This is a genomic window from Streptomyces sp. NPDC048650, from assembly GCF_043199095.1.
GTDB lineage: Bacteria > Actinomycetota > Actinomycetes > Streptomycetales > Streptomycetaceae > Streptomyces.
The window spans coordinates 1222499-1241886 of record NZ_JBICVM010000001.1; the positions used below are offsets into that span (position 1 = coordinate 1222499).

Sequence of the window (19388 nt, forward strand, 5' to 3'; positions counted from 1 at the left end):
GTCGGTGGTGCCGGGCCGGCGCCGCGACCAAGGGGGACGCGCCACCCCCGGCGCGCAGGTCAGGGCAGCAGGGGAAGCGTGGCCATTTCCGCGACGGCCCAGGTCAACGGGCCCAGCACGATCACCAGGGCCAGGGCGCGCAGGGCCGCGGCGCGCCGCAGGACCGACCTGGGTGCGCCGAGGCGGCGCAGGGCGGCAGAGGTGTGGGCGCGGGCGGAGCGGGATTCGAGCGCGGCGGCGAGCGCGCTGGCGGTGACACAGGCGAGCACGACGGCCGCGCCGATGACGGTCAGCGGTCCGAAGGGACGGGAGGAGGAGGCGTCGTACACCTTCACCGCCGCGTACGTGCCCGACGCGACCGCGCACAGCACGCCGAGCGGACGGCCGAGGCGGCGGGACTCCCGCTGGAGGACGCGACCGGAGAGCAGCCGCAGGGCGCCGGGACGTCCCGCGCACAGCAGACGGCCGCACAGATGCACCAGACCGGGCCCGGCCAGGACGAGTCCCAGGACGGACAGCGCCCAGCCGCCCAGCACCCCCGGAGGGCTGCCGATGATCCGGTCCGAGAACGTCATCGGGCGGCCCTGGGAGCCGGCGCCACGGCTCGCGTACGCCTCGATGGCCACGCCCGCCGCCGTCACCGCCATGCCCCAGGGCAGACCGGACGGACCGGCGGCTTTGACGGCGGGCTCGGCCTCCGCCTGGGGGACGGCGCTGTCGCTGCGAGGGCGCAGCGCGACGGCGGTCGCGGCGACGGCGGTCAGCGGGACGGCGGACAGCAGCATCAGCGCGCCGACGAAGGGGACCGGATGCCCCGCGCCCAGCACGGCGGAGTCGATGCCGAGGGCGCCGCCCGTCGGGGACGTCGAACCGCCGATGTCGCCGCGCAGCCGGAGGAAGACGAGCAGGGCGAGGAGGGTGCCGAGGAGACAGGACAGTGCGGTGGACGCCGCGGCGAGCAGCGTGATGCGGAGGGGGCCGAGGCCCGCTGCGGCCATGCCCCGGTGGAGGCGGGCCGCAGGGTCCGTGCGGGCCACCGACGCGGCGAGCTGAGCGGTGGCGGCGAGCGGGGCGGCGCACCACAGCAGGCGTACCAGCGATTCACCGGCCGCGGTCGGGTGGCCGGCGGCGTGGCCGAGGGTGGAGAGCAGCAGGAAGCCGGTGCCGGCCGCCGCCGAGGCGACGAAGAGGCGGCGCAGCAGGACGAGGGGGTGGGAGCCGCGGGTTAGACGGAGAGCGAGCACGCTGCCCTGCTTTCCGCCTCGGGGGTGCCGCCGGTCGCGGCCGAGGCGTTGGTACGGCGGCCGTCGAGGAGGGCGATGCTCCGGTCGGCGAGGGCCGCGACGTCGGAGTCGTGGGTCGCCAGGACCACGGTGATCCGGTGCGAGCGGGCCGCGGCGGTGAGGGTGCGCAGCACCTGGATGCCGTCGGCCTGGTCCAGCGGGGCGGTGGGTTCGTCGGCGAAGAGCACCTGCGGGGTGGCGGCCAGGGCGCGGGCGATGGCGACGCGCTGGCGCTGCGACTGGTCGAGCCGCCCGGGACGACGGCGGGCGCACATGCCGACGTCGAGACGGTCGAGCCACTCCATGGCGGTGTGCCGGGCGGCACGGTTGCCGGTGCCGCGGAGCAGGAGCGGGAGGGCGGTGTTCTCCCAGGCGGTCAGTTCGGGAACGAGCTGGGGCTGGGTGTCGATCCAGCCGAACCGGTCCAGGCGCAGGCGTTCGCGGCTGGGGGAGGAGAGGGTGTGTACGGGGGCGCTGTTGAACCAGATTTCGCCCTCGGCCGGTGCGAGTTGGCCGGAGAGGCATGTGAGGAGAGTGGTCTTGCCGCTGCCGCGCGGGCCGGTGACGGCGAGGATCTCGCCCTCTCGGACGCCGAGGGAGACGCCGGTGAGGGCCGAGGTGCTGCCGTACGTGTGGTGCAGGCCGCGGGCCCAGAGAACGTCGTTGTCAGGCGGGGCCACCATCTGCGCACCTCTTGCTTGTCGCGTCCGTTCGTTCCCCCAACCGGGTGAACGACCATGGAGGGTATCGGTCACTGGCACGGTAAGTACTGGTGACCCCCGGTATTCGGCGCTCGGCACTGAGAACGGCTCAGATTCACCCGTATAGCTGAAAATGAGTGAATCTGAGCCGTTGATATTCAGTTGTGCTCTACCGCATCAGGGGGTGATGTGGTGATCGGAGAGTGGTCCGGGCGCGGTGATCAAGGTGCGGTGATCAAGGCGTGGTCCGGACGTGGTGATCAGAGCTTGGTCCAGGCCTCGGTGAGGACGCCGCGCAGGATCTGCTCGATCTCGTCGAAGACCGTCTGGTCGGCGATCAGCGGCGGGGCGAGCTGGATGACCGGGTCGCCACGGTCGTCGGCGCGGCAGTAGAGGCCGGCGTCGTACAGCGCCTTGGAGAGGAAGCCGTACAGAACGCGCTCGGTCTCCTCGTCGTTGAAGGACTCCTTGGTGACCTTGTCCTTGACGAGCTCGATGCCGTAGAAGAAGCCGTTGCCGCGGACGTCGCCGACGATCGGCAGGTCGTGCAGCTTCTCCAGGGTGCTCTTGAAGGCGCCCTCGTTCTCGAGGACGTGCTTGTTGAGACCCTCGCGCTCGAAGATGTCGAGGTTGGCGACACCGACGGCCGCGGAGACCGGGTGGCCACCGAAGGTGTAGCCGTGCAGGAAGGTGTTGTCACCCTTGTAGAACGGCTCGGACAGGCGGTCGGAGATGATGCAGGCGCCTATCGGGGAGTAGCCCGAGGTCATGCCCTTGGCGCAGGTGATCATGTCCGGGACGTAGCCGAACTTGTCGCAGGCGAAGGTCGTGCCCAGGCGGCCGAAGGCGCAGATGACCTCGTCGGAGACGAGCAGCACGTCGTACTGGTCACAGATCTCGCGGACCCGCTGGAAGTAGCCGGGCGGCGGCGGGAAGCAGCCACCGGCGTTCTGCACCGGCTCGAGGAAGACCGCGGCCACGGTCTCGGGGCCCTCGAAGAGGATCTGCTGCTCGATCTGGTCGGCGGCCCAGCGGCCGAAGGCCTCGGGGTCGTCGCCGTGGATCGGGGCGCGGTAGATGTTGGTGTTCGGCACCTTGTGCGCGCCGGGGACCAGCGGCTCGAAGGGTGCCTTCAGGCCGGGCAGACCGGTGATCGACAGGGCGCCCTGCGGGGTGCCGTGGTAGGCCACCGCGCGGGAAATCACCTTGTGCTTCATCGGCTTGCCGACGAGCTTGAAGTACTGCTTGGCCAGCTTCCAGGCGGTCTCGACGGCCTCGCCGCCACCGGTGGTGAAGAAGACCTTGTTCAGGTCACCGGGGGCCTCGTTGGCCAGGCGCTCGGCGAGCTCCACGGCCTTGGGGTGGGCGTAGGACCACACAGGGAAGAAGGCCAGCTCCTGCGCCTGCTTGAAGGCGGTCTCGGCGAGCTCGACCCGGCCGTGGCCGGCGTTGACCACAAAGAGGCCGGCGAGGCCGTCGATGTAGCGCTTGCCCTTGTCGTCGTAGATGTTGGTGCCCTCGCCGCGCACGATCGTGGGCACGGGGGCATTCTCGTACGACGACATGCGGGTGAAGTGCATCCACAGGTGGTCGTATGCCGTCTTGGAGAGGTCGCCGCTCATTGCTATCTCGTTCCCCAGGTGTAGGTCTGCTTCCGGAGCTTGAGGTACACGAAGCTCTCGGTGGTCCGAACGCCGGGAAGCGTGCGGATCCGCTTGTTGATCATTTCCAGCAGGTGGTCGTCGTCCTCGCAGACGATCTCGATGAGGAGATCGAAGGAGCCTGCGGTCATGACGACGTACTCGACTTCTTCCATGGTCGTCAGAGCGTCGGCCACGGGATCGAGGTCACCCTCGACGTTGATGCCGACCATTGCCTGTCGACGGAAACCGACCGTGAGGGGGTCGGTGACCGCGACGATCTGCATCACGCCTTGGTCGAGCAGTTTCTGTACGCGCTGTCGCACAGCCGCCTCGGACAGGCCGACGGCCTTACCGATCGCGGCGTACGGACGGCGCCCGTCCTCCTGGAGCTGCTCGATGATCGCCAGGGAGACGGAGTCGATCGACGGAGTGCCGTTTCTGTCACGAGTGGCCACGTCCCTCACTGTGCACGAGCCTCGTCCGTCACGCAACCCCAAACCGATGAAATCAGTTGTGTCGCGATCGAAATTACACTGATTTCGTTGTTAGGGGGTGGCGGGTGTGTTGAAAACGTCGGCTTCATGGCTAGGGTGGACCCAAACCACCGGACATCTGACTGAAGGGGGCGCACAGTGACCACCGCACTGCGTCGTCTGCGCAATTACATCGACGGGGAGTTCCGGGACGCCGCCGACGGCCGGACCACGGAGGTGGTCAACCCGGCGACGGGTGAGGCATATGCCACCGCCCCTCTGTCGGCCGCCGCCGACGTGGACGCGGCCATGGCCGCCGCCGAGGCCGCCTTCCCCGCCTGGCGTGACCTGATCCCGGCCGAGCGCCAGAAGGTACTGCTCAAGATCGCCGACCGCTTCGAGGAGCGCGCGGAAGAGCTGATCGCCGCCGAGTCCGAGAACTGCGGCAAGCCGATCGGCCTCGTACGTTCCGAGGAAATCCCGCCGATGGTGGACCAGATCCGCTTCTTCGCGGGTGCCGCCCGGATGCTGGAGGGCCGCTCGGCCGGCGAGTACATGGAGGGCTTCACCTCCATCATCCGCCGCGAGCCGGTCGGCGTCTGCGCGCAGGTCGCGCCGTGGAACTACCCGATGATGATGGCCGTGTGGAAGTTCGCCCCGGCGCTCGCCGCGGGCAACACCGTCGTCATCAAGCCGTCCGACACCACCCCCGCCTCCACGGTCCTGATCGCCGACATCATCGGCAGCGTGCTGGACGAGCTGGGGCACTCCCGCGGCGTCTTCAACGTCATCTGCGGCGACCGTGAGACCGGCCGCCTGATGGTCGAGCACAAGGTCCCGGCGATGGCCTCCATCACCGGTTCCGTGCGCGCCGGTATGCAGGTCGCGGAGTCCGCCTCCAAGGACCTCAAGCGGGTCCACCTGGAGCTGGGCGGCAAGGCCCCGGTCGTCGTCTTCGAGGACACCGACATCGCCAAGGCCGTCGAGGACATCTCCGTCGCCGGGTACTTCAACGCCGGCCAGGACTGTACGGCCGCGACCCGCGTGCTCGTCCAGGAGTCCATCCACGACGAGTTCGTCGCGGCGCTGGCCAAGGCCGCCTCCGAGACCAAGACGGGTGCGGTCGACGACGAGGACGTGCTCTTCGGCCCGCTGAACAACGCCAACCAGCTCAAGCAGGTCAAGGGCTTCATCGAGCGGCTGCCCGCGCACGCCAAGATCGAGGCGGGCGGCGAGCAGGTCGGCGACAAGGGCTACTTCTTCGCCCCGACCGTCATCTCGGGCCTCACGCAGGACGACGAGATCGTCCAGCAGGAGGTCTTCGGCCCGGTCATCACCGTCCAGTCCTTCTCCGACGAGAAGCAGGCGGTCCAGTGGGCCAACGGCGTCGAGTACGCGCTCGCGTCCTCGGTGTGGACCAAGGACCACGCCCGCGCCATGCGGATGTCCAAGACCCTCGACTTCGGCTGCGTGTGGATCAACACCCACATCCCGCTGGTCGCCGAGATGCCGCACGGCGGCTTCAAGAAGTCCGGTTACGGCAAGGACCTTTCGACCTACGGCTTCGACGACTACACCCGCATCAAGCACGTGATGACCTCGCTGGACGGCTGAGCCGCCGGCGGACCCGGGGGGTCCCCACCGTCGAGCGGCACGGAACGCTCGACACACCGTCGCGGGCGGAGGCCCGGCAACTGACGCTCTGTCTCTTGCCGCCTCCGCCCGCGGCACGTGAGAGTGCTCGCCATGGCTGATCTTTCGCGGCGTGGGCTGCTCCGGGGTATGGGCGGAATCGGAGTGACGGGGGCCCTGGCCGCCGCCACCGGCTGCGGGGTCCCGCCCGCGTACGTCGAGGCGGCGGACCGCAGGAGTGCCGACCGCTCGGCGCGGGAGCACAAGGTCGTCTTCGCCAACTGGCCGCTGTACATCGATGTCGACGATCACGACAAGCAGCGGCGGCCCACCCTGGAAGCCTTCCGGCGCCGCACCGGGATCTCCGTCACCTACACCGAGGAGATCAACGACAACGACGAGTTCTTCGGGAAGATCAGCCCCGCGCTGATGAACCACCAGAGCACCGGCCGCGACCTGATCGTCATCAGCGACTGGATGTGCGCCCGGTTCGTCCGGCTGGGCTGGGTCCAGGAGATGGACCGGGCCGCTCAGCCGCACGTCGCCGAGAATCTCGACCCGCTGCTGCGTACCCCGCACTTCGACCCGGGCCGCAAGCACTCCGTCCCCTGGCAGTCCGGTATCACCGGCATCGCCTACAACCGCAAGAAGCTCGGCCGGGAGATCAAGCACACCGCCGACCTGTGGCGGGACGATCTGCGGGGTCGGGTCACCCTGCTGTCCGGCCTGGACGAGTCGTTCGCCATGCTCCTGCAGGGCGACGGCGTCGACATCACCCGCTGGACCGCCGACGACTTCCACCGGATGATCGACCGGATACGCCGCCTGGTCTCCCGGGGCCACATCCGGCGCTTCACCGGCAACGACTACATCAAGGACCTCGACTCCGGGGACGTCCTCGCCGCACAGGCCTACTCCGGCGACGTGATCCAGCTCCAGGCGGACAACCCGGACATCGAGTTCGTCGTGCCGCAGGAGGGCGCCGAGCTGTGGGCGGAGAGCCTGATGATCCCCAATCTCGCCGACCACAAGCGCAACGCCGAGCGGCTGATCGACCACTACTACCGGCCGGAGGTCGCCGCCGACCTCGCCGCCTGGGTGAACTACGTCTGCCCCGTGCCCGCCGCGCGCGACGTCCTCGCCGCCTCCAAGGACAAGGAACGTGCCGCACTCGCCGAGGACCCGCTGATCTTCCCGGACGCCGCCATGCGCAAGCGGCTGGCCATCGCCCGCGACATCACCTCCGGGGAACGGACCGAATTCGCCAAGGAGTGGAACGCGATCGTGGGGCTGTGAGTCCGGCCCCTTCGAGGCGCGGAGGCGGGGAGCGGGGCATGCCGGGCCGGTGCGCCCCGGCGTGATGGTGTCCCAACTGCCGTGCGGGGAACGCGCTCGACGCCTCGGGCGCGGTGGGCGCCGGCTCCGCGGCGGGTGGGAGCCCGCCCTCCGGGAGGTGACGCGCGACCCGTATCCCCGCTCGGTGGGCCCGCCCCGGCGATCGTATGCTCCGCACATGAGGCGCATGGCGGGTGACGGATGAGGGCCACGGTCAGCCGCTGGGAGGCGGGGATCTGCCGGTCGCGGGTGCTGCGCGAGCCGGACGCGGCGCGGCTGGAGGCCGCGCTGGCCGAACTGGACGGCGAGGTCTGCACGGAGCTCTCCGTCGAGCGCTGGGAGGAGGGCGGCGGCGCTTTGACGGTCAGCGGCGGGCCCGGGGTCTTCCTGGTGACCGTCGAACGTGAGGACGGCACCCTGATCCAGCTGTGCCGCGCGCGGGCGACGGGCGACGAGGGCGGGCCGGTGCGTCCGGTGCGGGCGAAGGATCTGGGCGCGCGGTGCCTGGCCGGCGAGCTGAACGGCCCGCCGGAGGAGCCGCTTTGGCTGGTGTGCGGCGGGCAGGGGGCGTACTACCCCGTGGCGGAGCTGGTCGACGGTGCGGCCGCGCGCGGAGCCCTGCGGGCCTTCCTCGCGGGCTTTCCCGGCGGGCTCGCGGCGCCGTGGCGGGTGGCGTGAGCCGCCGCGCCGACCGGCGGCGCGGCGGAACCGCCGGGCGACGGCGGGCGGCACGGCCCCGCGGGTGCGCCGACCGTCCGGCCCTGCGCGCCGCCGCCCGGCGATGCGGCTGGGGCCCGTCGTTTGGATCAGGTCGGATCCGAACGACACACAGGCCCTAGCCGCGCCACGCGGTCGTGTACGCGTCGATCTCCGCCGTCAGCCGGTCCTTGGCGCCCTGGTCCATGAAGGAGGCCGTGACGGCGTTCTTGGCGAGGCCGGCGACTCCGTGGACGTCCAGGCCCAACAGGCGGGCGGCGACGCCGTATTCGGTGTTGAGGTCCGTGCCGAACATCGGCGGGTCGTCGCTGTTCACGGTGACCAGGACGCCCGCGTCCACCATCTCCTTGATCGGGTGCTCGTCCAGGGTGCGCACCGCGCGGGTGGCGATGTTGGAGGTGGGGCAGACCTCCAGGGGGATGCGGTGCTCCGCGAGATGGGCCAGCAGTTCAGGGTCCTGGGGGGCGCTGGTGCCGTGGCCGATGCGCTCGGCGCGGAGGTCCCGGAGGGCGTCCCAGATGGTGCCGGGCCCCGTCGTCTCGCCGGCGTGCGGTACGGAGTGCAGGCCGGCCGCGATGGCGCGGTCGAAGTACGGCTTGAACTGCGGGCGCGGCACGCCGATCTCCGGGCCGCCCAGGCCGAACGAGACCAGCCCCTCGGGCTGCAGTTCGCAGGCGATCCGGGCGGTCTCCGCCGCGGCCTCCAGCCCCGCCTCACCGGGGATGTCGAAGCACCAGCGCAGCACCACGCCCAGCTCGGACTCCGCGGCCTTGCGGGCGTCCTCGATGGCCTCGACGAAGGCGGCGTCGGGGATGCCGCGGCTGGTCGAGCTGTACGGCGTGAGGGTCAGCTCGGCGTAGCGGATCTGCTGCCGGGCCATGTCCCGGGCGACCTCGTAGGTCAGCAGCCGGACGTCCTCGGCGTTGCGGATCAGGTCCACGACGGAGAGGTAGACCTCGATGAAGTGCGCGAAGTCGCGGAAGGTGAAGTAGTCGACGAGCGCTTCGGGGTCGGTGGGGACGGCGGAGTCCGGGTGCCGGGCGGCCAGTTGCGACACGATCCGCGGCGAGGCCGATCCGACGTGGTGGACGTGCAGCTCCGCCTTGGGCAGGCCCGCGATGAATGCATCGAGAACGGACAACGGATCCTCCTGGACGAGTGGGCGGCGGCTGTGCGGAACGGCCTGGTCATCGTATGCACGGCCGGGGCGGGGCGGGGAGCGGGTCCTAACATGGCCGGGGAGACGTGGGGGAGGAGAGCGCGATGGGCGGCGGGCGGCGACCACGGGACGGGGTGGGTGTGCAGGCGCCGTATCCCGTCCCGCCGCCACCCCCCGCGCCCAATTCGGCCAACCGTCCGCACTACCTCACCCACCCCGCCTACAGCAGCGGCCCCCCGGGCCGCCCGGGGCATCCCGCGCCCCGGGCCCCGCTCGCGCACCCGGCCTGGCTGCCCGCCCGGCCCGCCAACGGCTTCGGCACCGCCGCCCTGGTCGTCGGCATCGCCGGCGCGCTGCTCGGTGTGAGCGTCGTCCCCGGCTTCCTCCTGGGCGGCCTCGCGATCGCCTTGGGGACCGTCGGCCGGGCCCGGCAGGGCCGGGGCGAGGCGACGAACGGCAGGGCGGCCGTGGCCGGGATCGTCCTGGGCGGGGTCGCGCTGCTGATCAGCGCCCTGATGGCCGCCCTCCTCGCGAGCGCGCGCTGACCCGCACGGCGCGGGCCGCTGCCGGCTCCCCCCCGCCCCGCCATCCGCTACGCCTGCGCCCGGCCCTCCCCGGCCAGCCGCTGCCGCGCCTCCATCAGGGCGAAGCCCAGCAGATTCAGCCCCCGCCACCGGTCCGGGGCCTCGGCGCGCTCGTCGTCGGCGGCCAGGCCGATGCCCCAGATCCGGTCCATCGGGCTGGCCTCGACCAGCACCCGGGAGCGCGTACCGAGCAGGAAGTCGCGCAGCGCGGCGTCCTGGCCGAATTTGTGCAGGCTGCCCTCGACCACGAGGTCGAAGCGGTGCCGCTGCCAGACGGTGTCGTCGAAACCGCGGACCCGGCGGCCGATGTCCTTGGCCTGCTTGGGGTGGGACGCGGCTGTCGCCTGCCGCTCCGCTTCCGCGTCGCCGAACAGGCGGGCCTTGCCGGCCATCATCCAGTGCTCCGCGGTGGCGTAGGTGACGCCGTCGACCGTGAAGGGGGCGGGCCACCACTGGCTGAAACAGCTCGCCCCGAGGCGGCCGTCGCGCTGTGGACGATGGCCCCAGAAAAGGAGGTATTTGACGCGCTTGCCGGTGGCGGTCACCGCGCGGAGTTCGTCGACCGAGCGAGGGCCGTCGGCGGCCTGCCGCGCCGTACCGGGCGTGTCGGTCCTCGTGGTGTCGTGCATCATGCCGGGATTCTGTCAGCGGGCACCGACAACGTGTCGGGGGCCCGGCAACGAAAAACGCAGAATTCGTCGCGTAACCAAAAGGCAACAACGGAATCACTTGTTGAGGGCCTATTCCTCTGTCAAGATCGGCCATCGATTCCGGAAATAGCTACGCCTGGCTGTGCCGCTGAGCGGCCCCGGCGCCCGGCGGAGGAGAGCACCATGGATCACCGTTTCGATGTCACCGAGCGATTCGCCGAAGGCGCCCAATTCATCGCGGGCAGTCTCCGCAGCGGCACATCGGGCCGCACCCAGGCGGTGGTGGACCCGGCAACCGGCAAGCCGGTGTACTCCTACGAACTCGCAGGTACGGCCGATGTGGACGCGGCCGTCGAGGCGGCCGGGCGGGCGTTCACCGAATGGGGCGGCGCCACCCCGGGCGAGCGATCCGACGCCCTGCACCGCTTCGCTGCGGCGCTCGCCGAGGACGCCGCGGATCTCGCCTTCGCCGAATCGCTGAACTGTGGAAAACCGATCAAGCTGAGCAACGAGTTCGACGTGCCGGGCTCGGTGGACAATGCCGCGTTCTTCGCCGGTGCCGCGCGCCATCTGGAGGGCAAGGCGGCCGGCGAATACAGCGCCGATCACACCTCCGTGATCCGCCGGGAGCCCATCGGTGTCGTCGGCTCCATCGCGCCCTGGAACTACCCGCTCCAGATGGCCGCCTGGAAGGTGCTGCCGGCCATCGCCGCGGGCAACACCATCGTGCTGAAGCCCGCCGAGATCACGCCGCTCACCTCGCTGCTGTTCGCGCAGGCCGCGCAGCGCGCCGGACTGCCCGACGGCGTGATCAACATCGTCTCCGGCGCGGGCCGGGACGCCGGCGAGCGCCTGGTGGGCCACCCGGGCGTCGCCATGACCTCCTTCACCGGCTCGACCGGCGTCGGCAAGCGCGTCGCCGAGATCGCCACCGGGACGGTCAAGCGGCTCCACCTCGAACTCGGCGGCAAGGCGCCGTTCGTGGTGTTCGACGACGCGGACCTGGAGGCCGCCGTCCACGGCGCGGTCGCCGGGTCGCTGATCAACACCGGCCAGGACTGCACCGCCGCCACCCGCGCCTACGTCCAGCGCCCGCTCTACGACGCGTTCGTCAGCGGCGTCGCCGACCTGATGGCGACCGTACGGCTCGGCGACCCCTTCGACCCGGCGACCGACCTGGGCCCGCTGATCTCGCACGCCCAGCGCGACCGGGTGGCCGGCTTCGTCGACCGGGCGCGCGCGTACGCCACCGTTGTCACCGGCGGCGAGGCGCCCCAGGGGGAGCTGGCCGAGGGCGCGTACTACCGGCCCACGCTGATCGCCGGCGCCGCGCAGGACAGCGAGATCGTGCAGTCCGAGATCTTCGGCCCGGTGCTCGTCGTGCTGCCCTTCGACAGCGACGACGAGGGCATCGCACTGGCCAACGACACCCCCTACGGGCTGGCCGCCTCCGCCTGGAGCCGGGACGTCTACCGCACCGGCCGCGCCACCCGCGAGATCAACGCGGGCTGCGTCTGGGTCAACGACCACATCCCGATCATCAGCGAGATGCCGCACGGCGGCGCCAAGGCGTCCGGCTTCGGCAAGGACATGTCGGCCTACTCCTTCGAGGAGTACACGCAGGTCAAGCACGTCATGTACGACAACACCGCGGTCGCCAGGAAGGACTGGCACCGCACGGTCTTCGGGGACCGCGGCTAGGTCCTCCCCTGGGTGCCCCGCCGTGTCCGGCGGGGCACCCCCCGCGGCACCGTCACCGCCGGCCGAGCGCCGGGCACACCCCTGAAAGGGCACCGCGCATGGAACACCACGAGCAGCCCGAACCCCTCTCCACGGCCGAGCTGGCCGCCATGCGCCGCAGCCTGACCCATGGCCGTCTCGCCATGACCCGCCGCTCCCTGCTGCGGGCGAGCGGCGCGGTGGCGGCCGCGGCGGGCGGCCTGGGGGCGCTGTCGGGCTGCGGCATCCCGCCCGCCGGCCGTACGGACGCCGGCCGCAGCTCCGACCACTCGGCGGCGGAGAAGCGGCTCACCTTCTCCAACTGGACCGAGTACATGGACGTCAGCGACGACGGCAAGCACCGGCCGACGCTGGAGACGTTCACCCGGCGCACCGGCATATCCGTGAAGTACACCGAGGACATCAACGACAACGACGAGTTCTTCGGCAAGATCCAGGCGCAGCTGGCCAACGGCCAGGACACCGGCCGCGATCTGATCGTGCTCACCGACTGGATGTGCGCCCGGATGATCTCCCTGGGCTGGATACAGAGCCTGGACACGGCCAACCTGCCGCACGCCTACGCCAACCTCTCGGCGCAGTACCGCGACCCCGCCTGGGACCCCGGACGCGCGCACTCCTACGTCTGGCAGGGCATCCCGGCGATCATCGCGTACAACAAGAAGGCCACCGGCGGAAAGAAGGTCGACTCCGTCACCCAGCTGCTGGAGGACCCCGCCCTCAAGGGACGGGTCGGCTTCCTCTCCGAGATGCGCGACAGCATCGGCCTGACCCTGCTGGACATGGGCAAGCGGCCCGAGGACGTCACCGCCGACGACTACGACGCGGCCGTCGCCCGGCTCCAGAAGGGCGTCGACAGCAAGCAGATCCGCCGCTTCACGGGCAACGACTACACCAACGACCTGGACAAGGGCGACCTCGCCGCCTGCGTCGCCTGGGCCGGGGACGTCGTCCAGCTGCAGAACGACAACCCCGACATCGCCTACGCGATCCCCAAGTCCGGCTACATGACGTCCACCGACAACCTGATGGTGCCCAACAAGGCCCGCCACAAGAAGAACGCCGAACGGCTCATCGACTACTTCTACGAGCCGAAGGCGGCCGCCCGGCTCGCGGCCTACATCAACTACGCCTGCCCGGTGGACGGCGTGCGCGAGGAACTCGCCAAGCTCGACAAGGCGGCCGCGGACAATCCGCTGATCCTGCCGGACAAGGAGATGGCCGCCCGGTCCCATTCCTTCCGGGCCCTGACCGCCAAGGAGAACAAGGAGTTCGCCCAGAAGTTCTCCGACCTCACCGGCGCCTGAGCCGCACGCTGCCGCAAGGCCCGTCCGAGCCGCTTTGACCCACGACACACGGGACGACCGACATGACCAAGACCGCGACACCCCAGAGCAGCGGCGGTGACGTCCGCCTCCACGGGATCAGCAAAACCTACGGCTCCTTCACCGCCGTCCACCCGCTCGACCTCACCGTCCCCGCGGGCTCCTTCTTCGCGCTGCTGGGCGCCTCGGGCTGCGGCAAGACCACGACCCTGCGGATGATCGCCGGGCTGGAGGATCCCACCACCGGGACCGTCGAGCTCTCCGGCCAGGACGTCACCGTACTGCCGCCGTACAAGCGCCAGGTCAACACCGTCTTCCAGAACTACGCGCTCTTCCCGCACCTGGACGTCTACGACAACGTCGCCTTCGGACTGCGCCGCCGCGGCATCAAGTCCGTCAAGAAGCAGGTCGAGGAGATGCTCGACCTCGTCCAGCTCGGCCCGATGGCCCGCCGCAAACCGCAGCAGCTCTCCGGCGGCCAGCAGCAGCGCGTCGCCGTCGCCCGCGCCCTGATCAACCACCCCCAGGTCCTGCTCCTGGACGAGCCGCTGGGCGCCCTCGACCTCAAGCTGCGCCGCCAGATGCAGCTGGAGCTCAAGCGGATCCAGACCGAGGTCGGCATCACCTTCGTGCACGTCACCCACGACCAGGAGGAGGCCATGACGATGGCCGACACCGTGGCCGTGATGAACGGCGGCCGGGTCGAGCAGCTCGGCGCCCCCGCCGACCTCTACGAGAACCCCCACACCACCTTCGTCGCCAACTTCCTGGGCACCTCCAACCTCATCGAGGCCGAGGTCGTCGAGGCCGGTGGCAGCGACCTCGTGGTCAAGACCGCCGACGCCACGCTGCGGCTGCCCGCCGCCCGGTGCAGCACCACCGCCCGCAGCGGCGACAAGGTGCTGGCCGGCGTCCGCCCGGAGAAAATGGCCCTGGCGCACGCCGACGACGCCGGCTCCCTCGCCGACGGCCACAACCGGCTGCTCGGGCGCATCAAGGACGCCAGCTTCATCGGCGTCTCCACCCAGTACGTCATCGAGTCGCCGGGCCTGGGCGAACTCGCCGTCTACGAGCAGAACATCGAGCGCGACACCCGGCTCATACCGGGCGCCGAGGTGATCGTGCACTGGAACCCGACACACACCTTCGGGCTGGACGCCACCCAGGACATCGCCGCCGGAGCGGACCTCGACGAGGAGGCCGCATGAGCACCACAGCGGCCCCCGCGCCGCCGGAGAAGACCGCCGCCGAGCCACCCGAGATCCGCAGGGCCCCCACCCGCAAGCGGCTGGTCCCCTACTGGCTGCTGCTGCCCGGCATCCTGTGGCTGCTCGTCTTCTTCGCCGCACCGCTCGTCTACCAGGCGTCGACGTCGGTCCAGACCGGCTCCCTCGAAGAGGGCTTCAAGGTCACCTGGCACTTCGCCACCTACTGGGACGCACTCGGCGAGTACTGGCCGCAGTTCGTCCGCTCCGTGGGCTACGCCGCCGTCGCCACCGTGCTCTGCCTGACACTGGGCTACCCGCTCGCCTACCTGATCGCCTTCAAGGCCGGGCGCTGGCGCAACGTCGTGATGATCCTGGTCATCGCGCCGTTCTTCACCAGCTTCCTGATCCGCACGCTGGCCTGGAAGACGATCCTGGCGGACGGCGGGCCGGTCGTCGGAGTCCTCAACTCGCTGCACATCCTGGACGCCACCAGCGCCCTGGGCATCACCGAGGGGCACCGGGTGCTGGCCACCCCGCTCGCCGTGGTCTGCGGACTGACCTACAACTTCCTGCCGTTCATGGTGCTGCCGCTCTACACCTCGCTGGAGCGCATCGACCCCCGCCTCCACGAGGCCGCCGGCGACCTCTACGCCCGACCGTCCACGACCTTCCGCCGGGTGACCTTCCCGCTGTCCATGCCGGGCGTCGTCGCCGGCACGCTGCTCACCTTCATCCCGGCCGCCGGCGACTACATCAACGCCGAACTGCTGGGCTCCACCGACCAGAAGATGATCGGCAACGTCATCCAGTCGCAGTTCCTGCGGGTCCTGGACTACCCGACCGCCGCCGCCCTCTCCTTCATCCTCATGGCGGCCATCCTCGCCATGGTCACCATCTACATCCGCAAGTCGGGGACGGAGGACCTGGTCTGATGGCCATGCGCGAGACCACCGCAGCCACCGCGCCACGCACCCCCCACAAGGGCCTGCGCTGGCTGCGCCGCAACATCGTCGCGATGGCGGGCCTCGCCACGCTGGGCTACCTGCTGCTGCCCAACGTCGTCGTGATGGTGTTCTCCTTCAACAAGCCCAACGGCCGCTTCAACTACCAGTGGCAGCACTTCTCCACGGACGCCTGGAGCGATCCGTGCGGTGTCGCCGACCTGTGCGGTTCGCTCGGGCTGAGCCTGCAGATCGCCGTCTGGGCGACCATCGGCGCGACCGTCCTCGGCACGATGATCTCCTTCGCGCTGGCGCGCTACCGCTTCCGGGCCCGCTCCTCCGTCAACACCCTGATCTTCCTGCCGATGGCCATGCCCGAGGTCGTCATGGCCGCCTCGCTGGCGACCCTGTTCCTCAACATGGGCATCCCGTTCGGCTTCTGGACGATCCTCATCGCGCACATCATGTTCTGCCTGAGCTTCGTCGTCACCGCCGTCAAGGCCCGCGTGATGAGCATGGACCCGCGCCTGGAGCAGGCCGCCCAGGACCTCTACGCCTCGCCGGTGCAGACCTTCCTGCGCGTCACGCTCCCGATCGCCGCCCCCGGCATCGCCGCCGGCGCCCTGCTGTCCTTCGCCCTCTCCTTCGACGACTTCATCATCACCAACTTCAATGCCGGCTCCACGGTGACCTTTCCCATGTTCGTCTGGGGATCGGCGCAGCGGGGCACGCCCGTTCAGATCAATGTCATCGGTACGGCGATGTTCCTGGTCGCCGTGTTGTGTGTAGTCGCCGGCCAGATGGCCGGGAACCGCCGAAAGCGGAGCAAGAGGAGCTGAGATCCATGGCACGAGCTGCCATGCCGTACGGGTCTGCGGACCCCATTCACGCGCTCGCCGACGCCGAGCCGACCCCGTTCTGGCTGACCGACCCCGCCCGCCCGGCCGCCGAACCCGCCCTTGTGGGCGACGAGACCTGCGATCTGCTGGTCGTCGGCGGCGGGTACTCGGGACTGTGGACCGCGCTGCTCGCCAAGGAGCGCGACCCGCAGCGCGACGTCGTCCTGATCGAGGGCGCCGAGGTCGGCTGGGCCGCCTCCGGGCGCAACGGCGGCTTCTGCGCCGCCTCCCTCACCCACGGCCTCGGCAACGGCCTGGCCCGCTGGCCCGGTGAACTCGCCAAGCTCGAGGAGCTGGGCATCCGCAACCTCGACGCCATCGAGCACGCGGTCGCCCGCTACAACATCGACTGCTCCTTCGAGCGCACCGGCGAGATCGACATCGCCACCGAGCCGCACCAGGTCGCCGAGCTCAAGGAAGCCGCCGCCGACGCCGCCGAACTGGGCCTGGACCGGCATCGCTTCCTCGACCAGGACGAACTGCGCGCCGAGGTCGACTCCCCGACCTTCCGCGCCGGCCTCTGGGACCGCGACGGCGTCGCCATGCTCAACCCGGCCCGGCTCGCCTGGGGCCTGAAGCAGGCGTGCCTCGGCTTCGGCGTCCGCATCTACGAGCGCACCCGCGCCACCGCCCTCGCCTCCGAGGGCATGGGCATGGCTGTCCGCACCCCCTACGGCCGGATCTTCGCCCGGCATGTGGCGCTCGGCACCAACGCCTTCCCGTCGCTGGTCAAGCGGGTCCGCCCGTACGTCGTTCCGGTCTACGACCACGCCCTGATGACCGAGCCGCTCTCCGACGAGCAGCTCGCCGCCATCGGGTGGAAGAACCGCCAGGGCCTCTCGGACTCCAACAACCACTTCCACTACTTCCGCATCACCGCCGACAACCGCATCCTGTGGGGCGGCTACGACATCGTCTACCGCTACGGCGGCGGCGTCCGCGCCGAGTACGACCAGCACCCGGCCACGTACGAGAAGCTCGCCCGGCATTTCTTCCGCTGCTTCCCGCAGCTGGAGGGCCTGCGGTTCAGCCACGCCTGGGGCGGTGCGATCGACACCTGCTCCCGCTTCTCCGCGTTCTTCGGCACCGCGCACGCCGGCCGGGTCGCGTACGCGACCGGCTACACGGGCCTCGGCGTGGGCGCCACCCGCTTCGGCGCCGAGGTGATGCTCGACCTGCTCGCCGGTGAGCGCACCGAGCGGACCGCACTGGAAATGGTCCGCAGCAAGCCGCTGCCCTTCCCGCCCGAGCCGCTGCGCTGGGCCGGTATCGGCATCACCCAGTGGTCGATGACCCGCGCCGACACCCACGGCGGGCGCCGCAACCTGTGGCTGAAGGCCATGGACAAGATGGGACTCGGCTTCGACAGCTGACCCCCCAAGGGGCGTGTGACATGGAGTCGCACGCCCCTTGAGTGCTGCGAACGCCGTCACCGTCCGCGCGAACGCCTCGCCACCCGTGTAAGGATCCCGACCCCGCGCCCTCTCCTCCGGGAGACGGCGGCCCGACCGGGCCCCGGGAAGCGAGGGACGACATGACCACCACGGGGGCGGACAACGCGATGGACTGGCTGCTGTCGGCGGCCACGGACCCCGATGCCTGCCGGCGGGAATGGGCGCGCAACCCCCTCGGCGTCACGCTCCTGCCGGCCGGCCGCCACTGGGACGTCCTGATCGTCGCCGGCCGGCTCGGCCCGCCGGCCCTCGGCGTGCTCACCCGCCTCCTCGATCGCCCCGGACCGGTTCTGGGCGACTTCGGCGACGACCGCACCGGCTTCTTCGTCCCACCGGGCACCACCGCCCGCTGGCTGGGCACCCACGTACGCGGGGCCGGGCCCGGCAGTTGGATCGTGACGCCCCCTCCGGGCCGGGTCACCGGCGGCGTCCGCTGGCTGGTGCCACCGGACGGCACCGGCACGCTCACCGACCCCTTCGTCCTGGAGCTGGCTCTGCACGAGGCGGCGGCCGCACTGGCGGGGCGGCGCTGAGTGGCGCGCCGTCCCGTGCTGCCCCCGCTCAGGGACCCGCCCGCCGCCCGTCGGCCGCCCACCGGTGGCACACCGCCCACCACACCGCCAACAGCACCCCGGCCAGGCACCAGCTGCCGAGCACATCCAGCGGCCAGTGGTAGCCCCGGCGCACCAGACCCGCGCCCACACCGGCGTTGAGCGCGACGGCGCCGGCCACCAGGACGGCGCCGGCCCGCCGGCCCGTCCGCCGCCGTGCCCGGAGCACCAGCAGCGCGGCGACGCCGTACGCGACGGCCGCCGTGGCCCCGTGGCCGGACGGATAGAAGCCGTCGTGCGCACCGCCCGCCATCTGCGGCGGTCCGGGCCGGGCGAACCACAGCTTGAGCGGGACCACCAGCGCGGGCACCGCGGCCAGGGCCGGCACGGCGGCGAGCGACGGCAGCCACCACCTCGCGGGCGGGCCGGCGGGCGCCGGACCCCGCCGGCGGCGGGCGGCCCACGCCGCCCATCCGGCCACCGCCAGCAGCACCGGCAGGGCCACGGCCGTATTGCCGAGATCGGCGAAGAACTCGGCGAACCAGGTGGGGACGGCACTGCCGGCGACGGCCCGCCCGGCCCGCTCGTCGAGACCGCGCAGCGGCCCGTGGGCGGCCACCTGCCGGCTGATCGCGGCGAAGAGCAGCGCACTGAGGAGGCCGAGGACGCCGGCCGGAAAAAGAGTCGGCCGCCTCGGAACAGGGGGGGTGGTTCCGAGGCGGCCGAACTGATCGGTGTCCCGCGCGCCCCGGGGGGTTTGGGGCGGGCGGACATCCGATCGGTGAGGATTCCCGGAGCCCCGAGGGGCACCAGTGGTGTGCACGAGGGCACGGCCTGATCGGAGCCGGGGAAGCGCCGACCGGGCGTCGCCCGCAGTCCCCTGCGGGCGGGGTGTTTCTCTCATCTGCAAAAACCGTACGGCACCCGGCGCCCGCCCGACAGGCGCATCACCTGGCCGCCATCGGCCCCGCACATCTTCTTCACGCCGCGCCTCCAGCTACGCGCGTCCGTCCCCTTCGACCCCGCTCCGCAGCGGCCCCGAAAACGGCCGCGGCCCGGGCACGGGACGCACCGTGACCGGGCCGCAGCAGGG

General features: G+C 71.1%; 18 protein-coding genes. 11 read left to right on the plus strand and 7 right to left on the minus strand.

The genetic code is table 11. The annotated features are described in order from the left end of the window. Nucleotides 1–59 precede the first annotated feature (59 nt). The 4 genes from ACGFML_RS05605 to ACGFML_RS05620 all read right to left on the minus strand — a co-directional run bounded on the left by ACGFML_RS05605 (nucleotide 60) and on the right by ACGFML_RS05620 (nucleotide 4082). Nucleotides 60–1244: a hypothetical protein gene (locus ACGFML_RS05605; RefSeq protein ID WP_393540229.1), complete on the minus strand. Its 1185-nt coding sequence runs from the start codon at nucleotides 1242–1244 to the stop codon at nucleotides 60–62. Next, nucleotides 1226–1966 (minus strand): ABC transporter ATP-binding protein, encoded by a 741-nt coding sequence (locus ACGFML_RS05610; RefSeq protein ID WP_393540230.1) that lies wholly within the window; start codon nucleotides 1964–1966, stop codon nucleotides 1226–1228. The genes ACGFML_RS05605 and ACGFML_RS05610 overlap by 19 nt, the downstream gene beginning before the upstream one ends. 278 nt (nucleotides 1967–2244) lie before the next feature. Then, the gene (locus ACGFML_RS05615) at nucleotides 2245–3606 is read right to left on the minus strand and encodes an aspartate aminotransferase family protein (RefSeq protein WP_393540232.1); all 1362 of its coding nucleotides are present in this window, start codon (nucleotides 3604–3606) and stop codon (nucleotides 2245–2247) included. Nucleotides 3607–3608: 2 nt separating this feature from the next. Continuing rightward, entirely contained in the window at nucleotides 3609–4082 is a 474-nt protein-coding gene (locus tag ACGFML_RS05620; RefSeq protein ID WP_052860613.1) for an Lrp/AsnC family transcriptional regulator, read from the minus strand. A gap of 177 nt (nucleotides 4083–4259) precedes the next feature. Here ACGFML_RS05620 and ACGFML_RS05625 point away from each other — a divergent pair, with 177 nt between their 5' ends. The 3 genes from ACGFML_RS05625 (at nucleotide 4260) to ACGFML_RS05635 (ending at nucleotide 7745) form a co-directional block, all read left to right on the plus strand. Further along, nucleotides 4260–5714, plus strand: coding sequence for a gamma-aminobutyraldehyde dehydrogenase (locus ACGFML_RS05625; protein ID WP_393540234.1), 1455 nt, complete (start codon nucleotides 4260–4262; stop codon nucleotides 5712–5714). Between the two features lie 132 nt (nucleotides 5715–5846). Beyond that, nucleotides 5847–7028 (plus strand): PotD/PotF family extracellular solute-binding protein, encoded by a 1182-nt coding sequence (locus ACGFML_RS05630; protein WP_393540235.1) that lies wholly within the window; start codon nucleotides 5847–5849, stop codon nucleotides 7026–7028. Between the two features lie 240 nt (nucleotides 7029–7268). Further along, the gene (locus ACGFML_RS05635) at nucleotides 7269–7745 is read left to right on the plus strand and encodes a hypothetical protein (protein WP_393540237.1); all 477 of its coding nucleotides are present in this window, start codon (nucleotides 7269–7271) and stop codon (nucleotides 7743–7745) included. 157 nt (nucleotides 7746–7902) lie between these two features. Here the strand turns inward: ACGFML_RS05635 and ACGFML_RS05640 are convergent, their stop codons facing one another. Continuing rightward, nucleotides 7903–8925 carry an adenosine deaminase gene (locus tag ACGFML_RS05640; protein ID WP_393540239.1) on the minus strand — a complete coding sequence of 341 codons (1023 nt, stop codon included), beginning with the start codon at nucleotides 8923–8925 and terminating at the stop codon, nucleotides 7903–7905. 104 nt (nucleotides 8926–9029) lie between these two features. On the opposite strand from ACGFML_RS05640, the gene ACGFML_RS05645 reads away from it, so the two are divergent. Beyond that, on the plus strand, nucleotides 9030–9488 hold the full coding sequence (locus tag ACGFML_RS05645; RefSeq protein WP_393540241.1) for a DUF4190 domain-containing protein: 459 nt from the start codon (nucleotides 9030–9032) through the stop codon (nucleotides 9486–9488). Nucleotides 9489–9535: 47 nt separating this feature from the next. On the opposite strand, the gene ACGFML_RS05650 is transcribed toward ACGFML_RS05645, so the two are convergent. Next, a complete protein-coding gene (locus ACGFML_RS05650) occupies nucleotides 9536–10159 on the minus strand; it encodes an NADAR family protein (protein WP_393540242.1) in 624 nt (207 codons plus the stop codon). Nucleotides 10160–10360: 201 nt separating this feature from the next. Here ACGFML_RS05650 and ACGFML_RS05655 point away from each other — a divergent pair, with 201 nt between their 5' ends. The 7 genes from ACGFML_RS05655 to ACGFML_RS05685 all read left to right on the plus strand — a co-directional run bounded on the left by ACGFML_RS05655 (nucleotide 10361) and on the right by ACGFML_RS05685 (nucleotide 18277). Beyond that, a complete protein-coding gene (locus tag ACGFML_RS05655) occupies nucleotides 10361–11878 on the plus strand; it encodes a gamma-aminobutyraldehyde dehydrogenase (RefSeq protein ID WP_393540244.1) in 1518 nt (505 codons plus the stop codon). 98 nt (nucleotides 11879–11976) lie between these two features. Beyond that, complete coding sequence (locus ACGFML_RS05660; protein ID WP_393540245.1) at nucleotides 11977–13224, plus strand: spermidine/putrescine ABC transporter substrate-binding protein; 1248 nt, start codon at nucleotides 11977–11979, stop codon at nucleotides 13222–13224. A gap of 62 nt (nucleotides 13225–13286) precedes the next feature. Continuing rightward, nucleotides 13287–14450 (plus strand): ABC transporter ATP-binding protein, encoded by a 1164-nt coding sequence (locus tag ACGFML_RS05665; protein ID WP_393540247.1) that lies wholly within the window; start codon nucleotides 13287–13289, stop codon nucleotides 14448–14450. After that, nucleotides 14447–15382 (plus strand): ABC transporter permease, encoded by a 936-nt coding sequence (locus ACGFML_RS05670; RefSeq protein WP_393540249.1) that lies wholly within the window; start codon nucleotides 14447–14449, stop codon nucleotides 15380–15382. The genes ACGFML_RS05665 and ACGFML_RS05670 overlap by 4 nt, the downstream gene beginning before the upstream one ends. After that, nucleotides 15382–16230 (plus strand): ABC transporter permease, encoded by an 849-nt coding sequence (locus tag ACGFML_RS05675; RefSeq protein WP_393540251.1) that lies wholly within the window; start codon nucleotides 15382–15384, stop codon nucleotides 16228–16230. Before ACGFML_RS05670 ends, ACGFML_RS05675 begins: the two co-directional genes overlap by 1 nt. Nucleotides 16231–16235: 5 nt before the next feature. Then, complete coding sequence (locus tag ACGFML_RS05680) at nucleotides 16236–17663, plus strand: NAD(P)/FAD-dependent oxidoreductase (RefSeq protein WP_393540254.1); 1428 nt, start codon at nucleotides 16236–16238, stop codon at nucleotides 17661–17663. Nucleotides 17664–17824: 161 nt separating this feature from the next. Then, complete coding sequence (locus ACGFML_RS05685; protein ID WP_393540256.1) at nucleotides 17825–18277, plus strand: hypothetical protein; 453 nt, start codon at nucleotides 17825–17827, stop codon at nucleotides 18275–18277. A gap of 28 nt (nucleotides 18278–18305) precedes the next feature. Here the strand turns inward: ACGFML_RS05685 and ACGFML_RS05690 are convergent, their stop codons facing one another. Beyond that, on the minus strand, nucleotides 18306–18914 hold the full coding sequence (locus ACGFML_RS05690; RefSeq protein ID WP_393540258.1) for a phosphatase PAP2 family protein: 609 nt from the start codon (nucleotides 18912–18914) through the stop codon (nucleotides 18306–18308). Nucleotides 18915–19388: the final 474 nt, after the last annotated feature.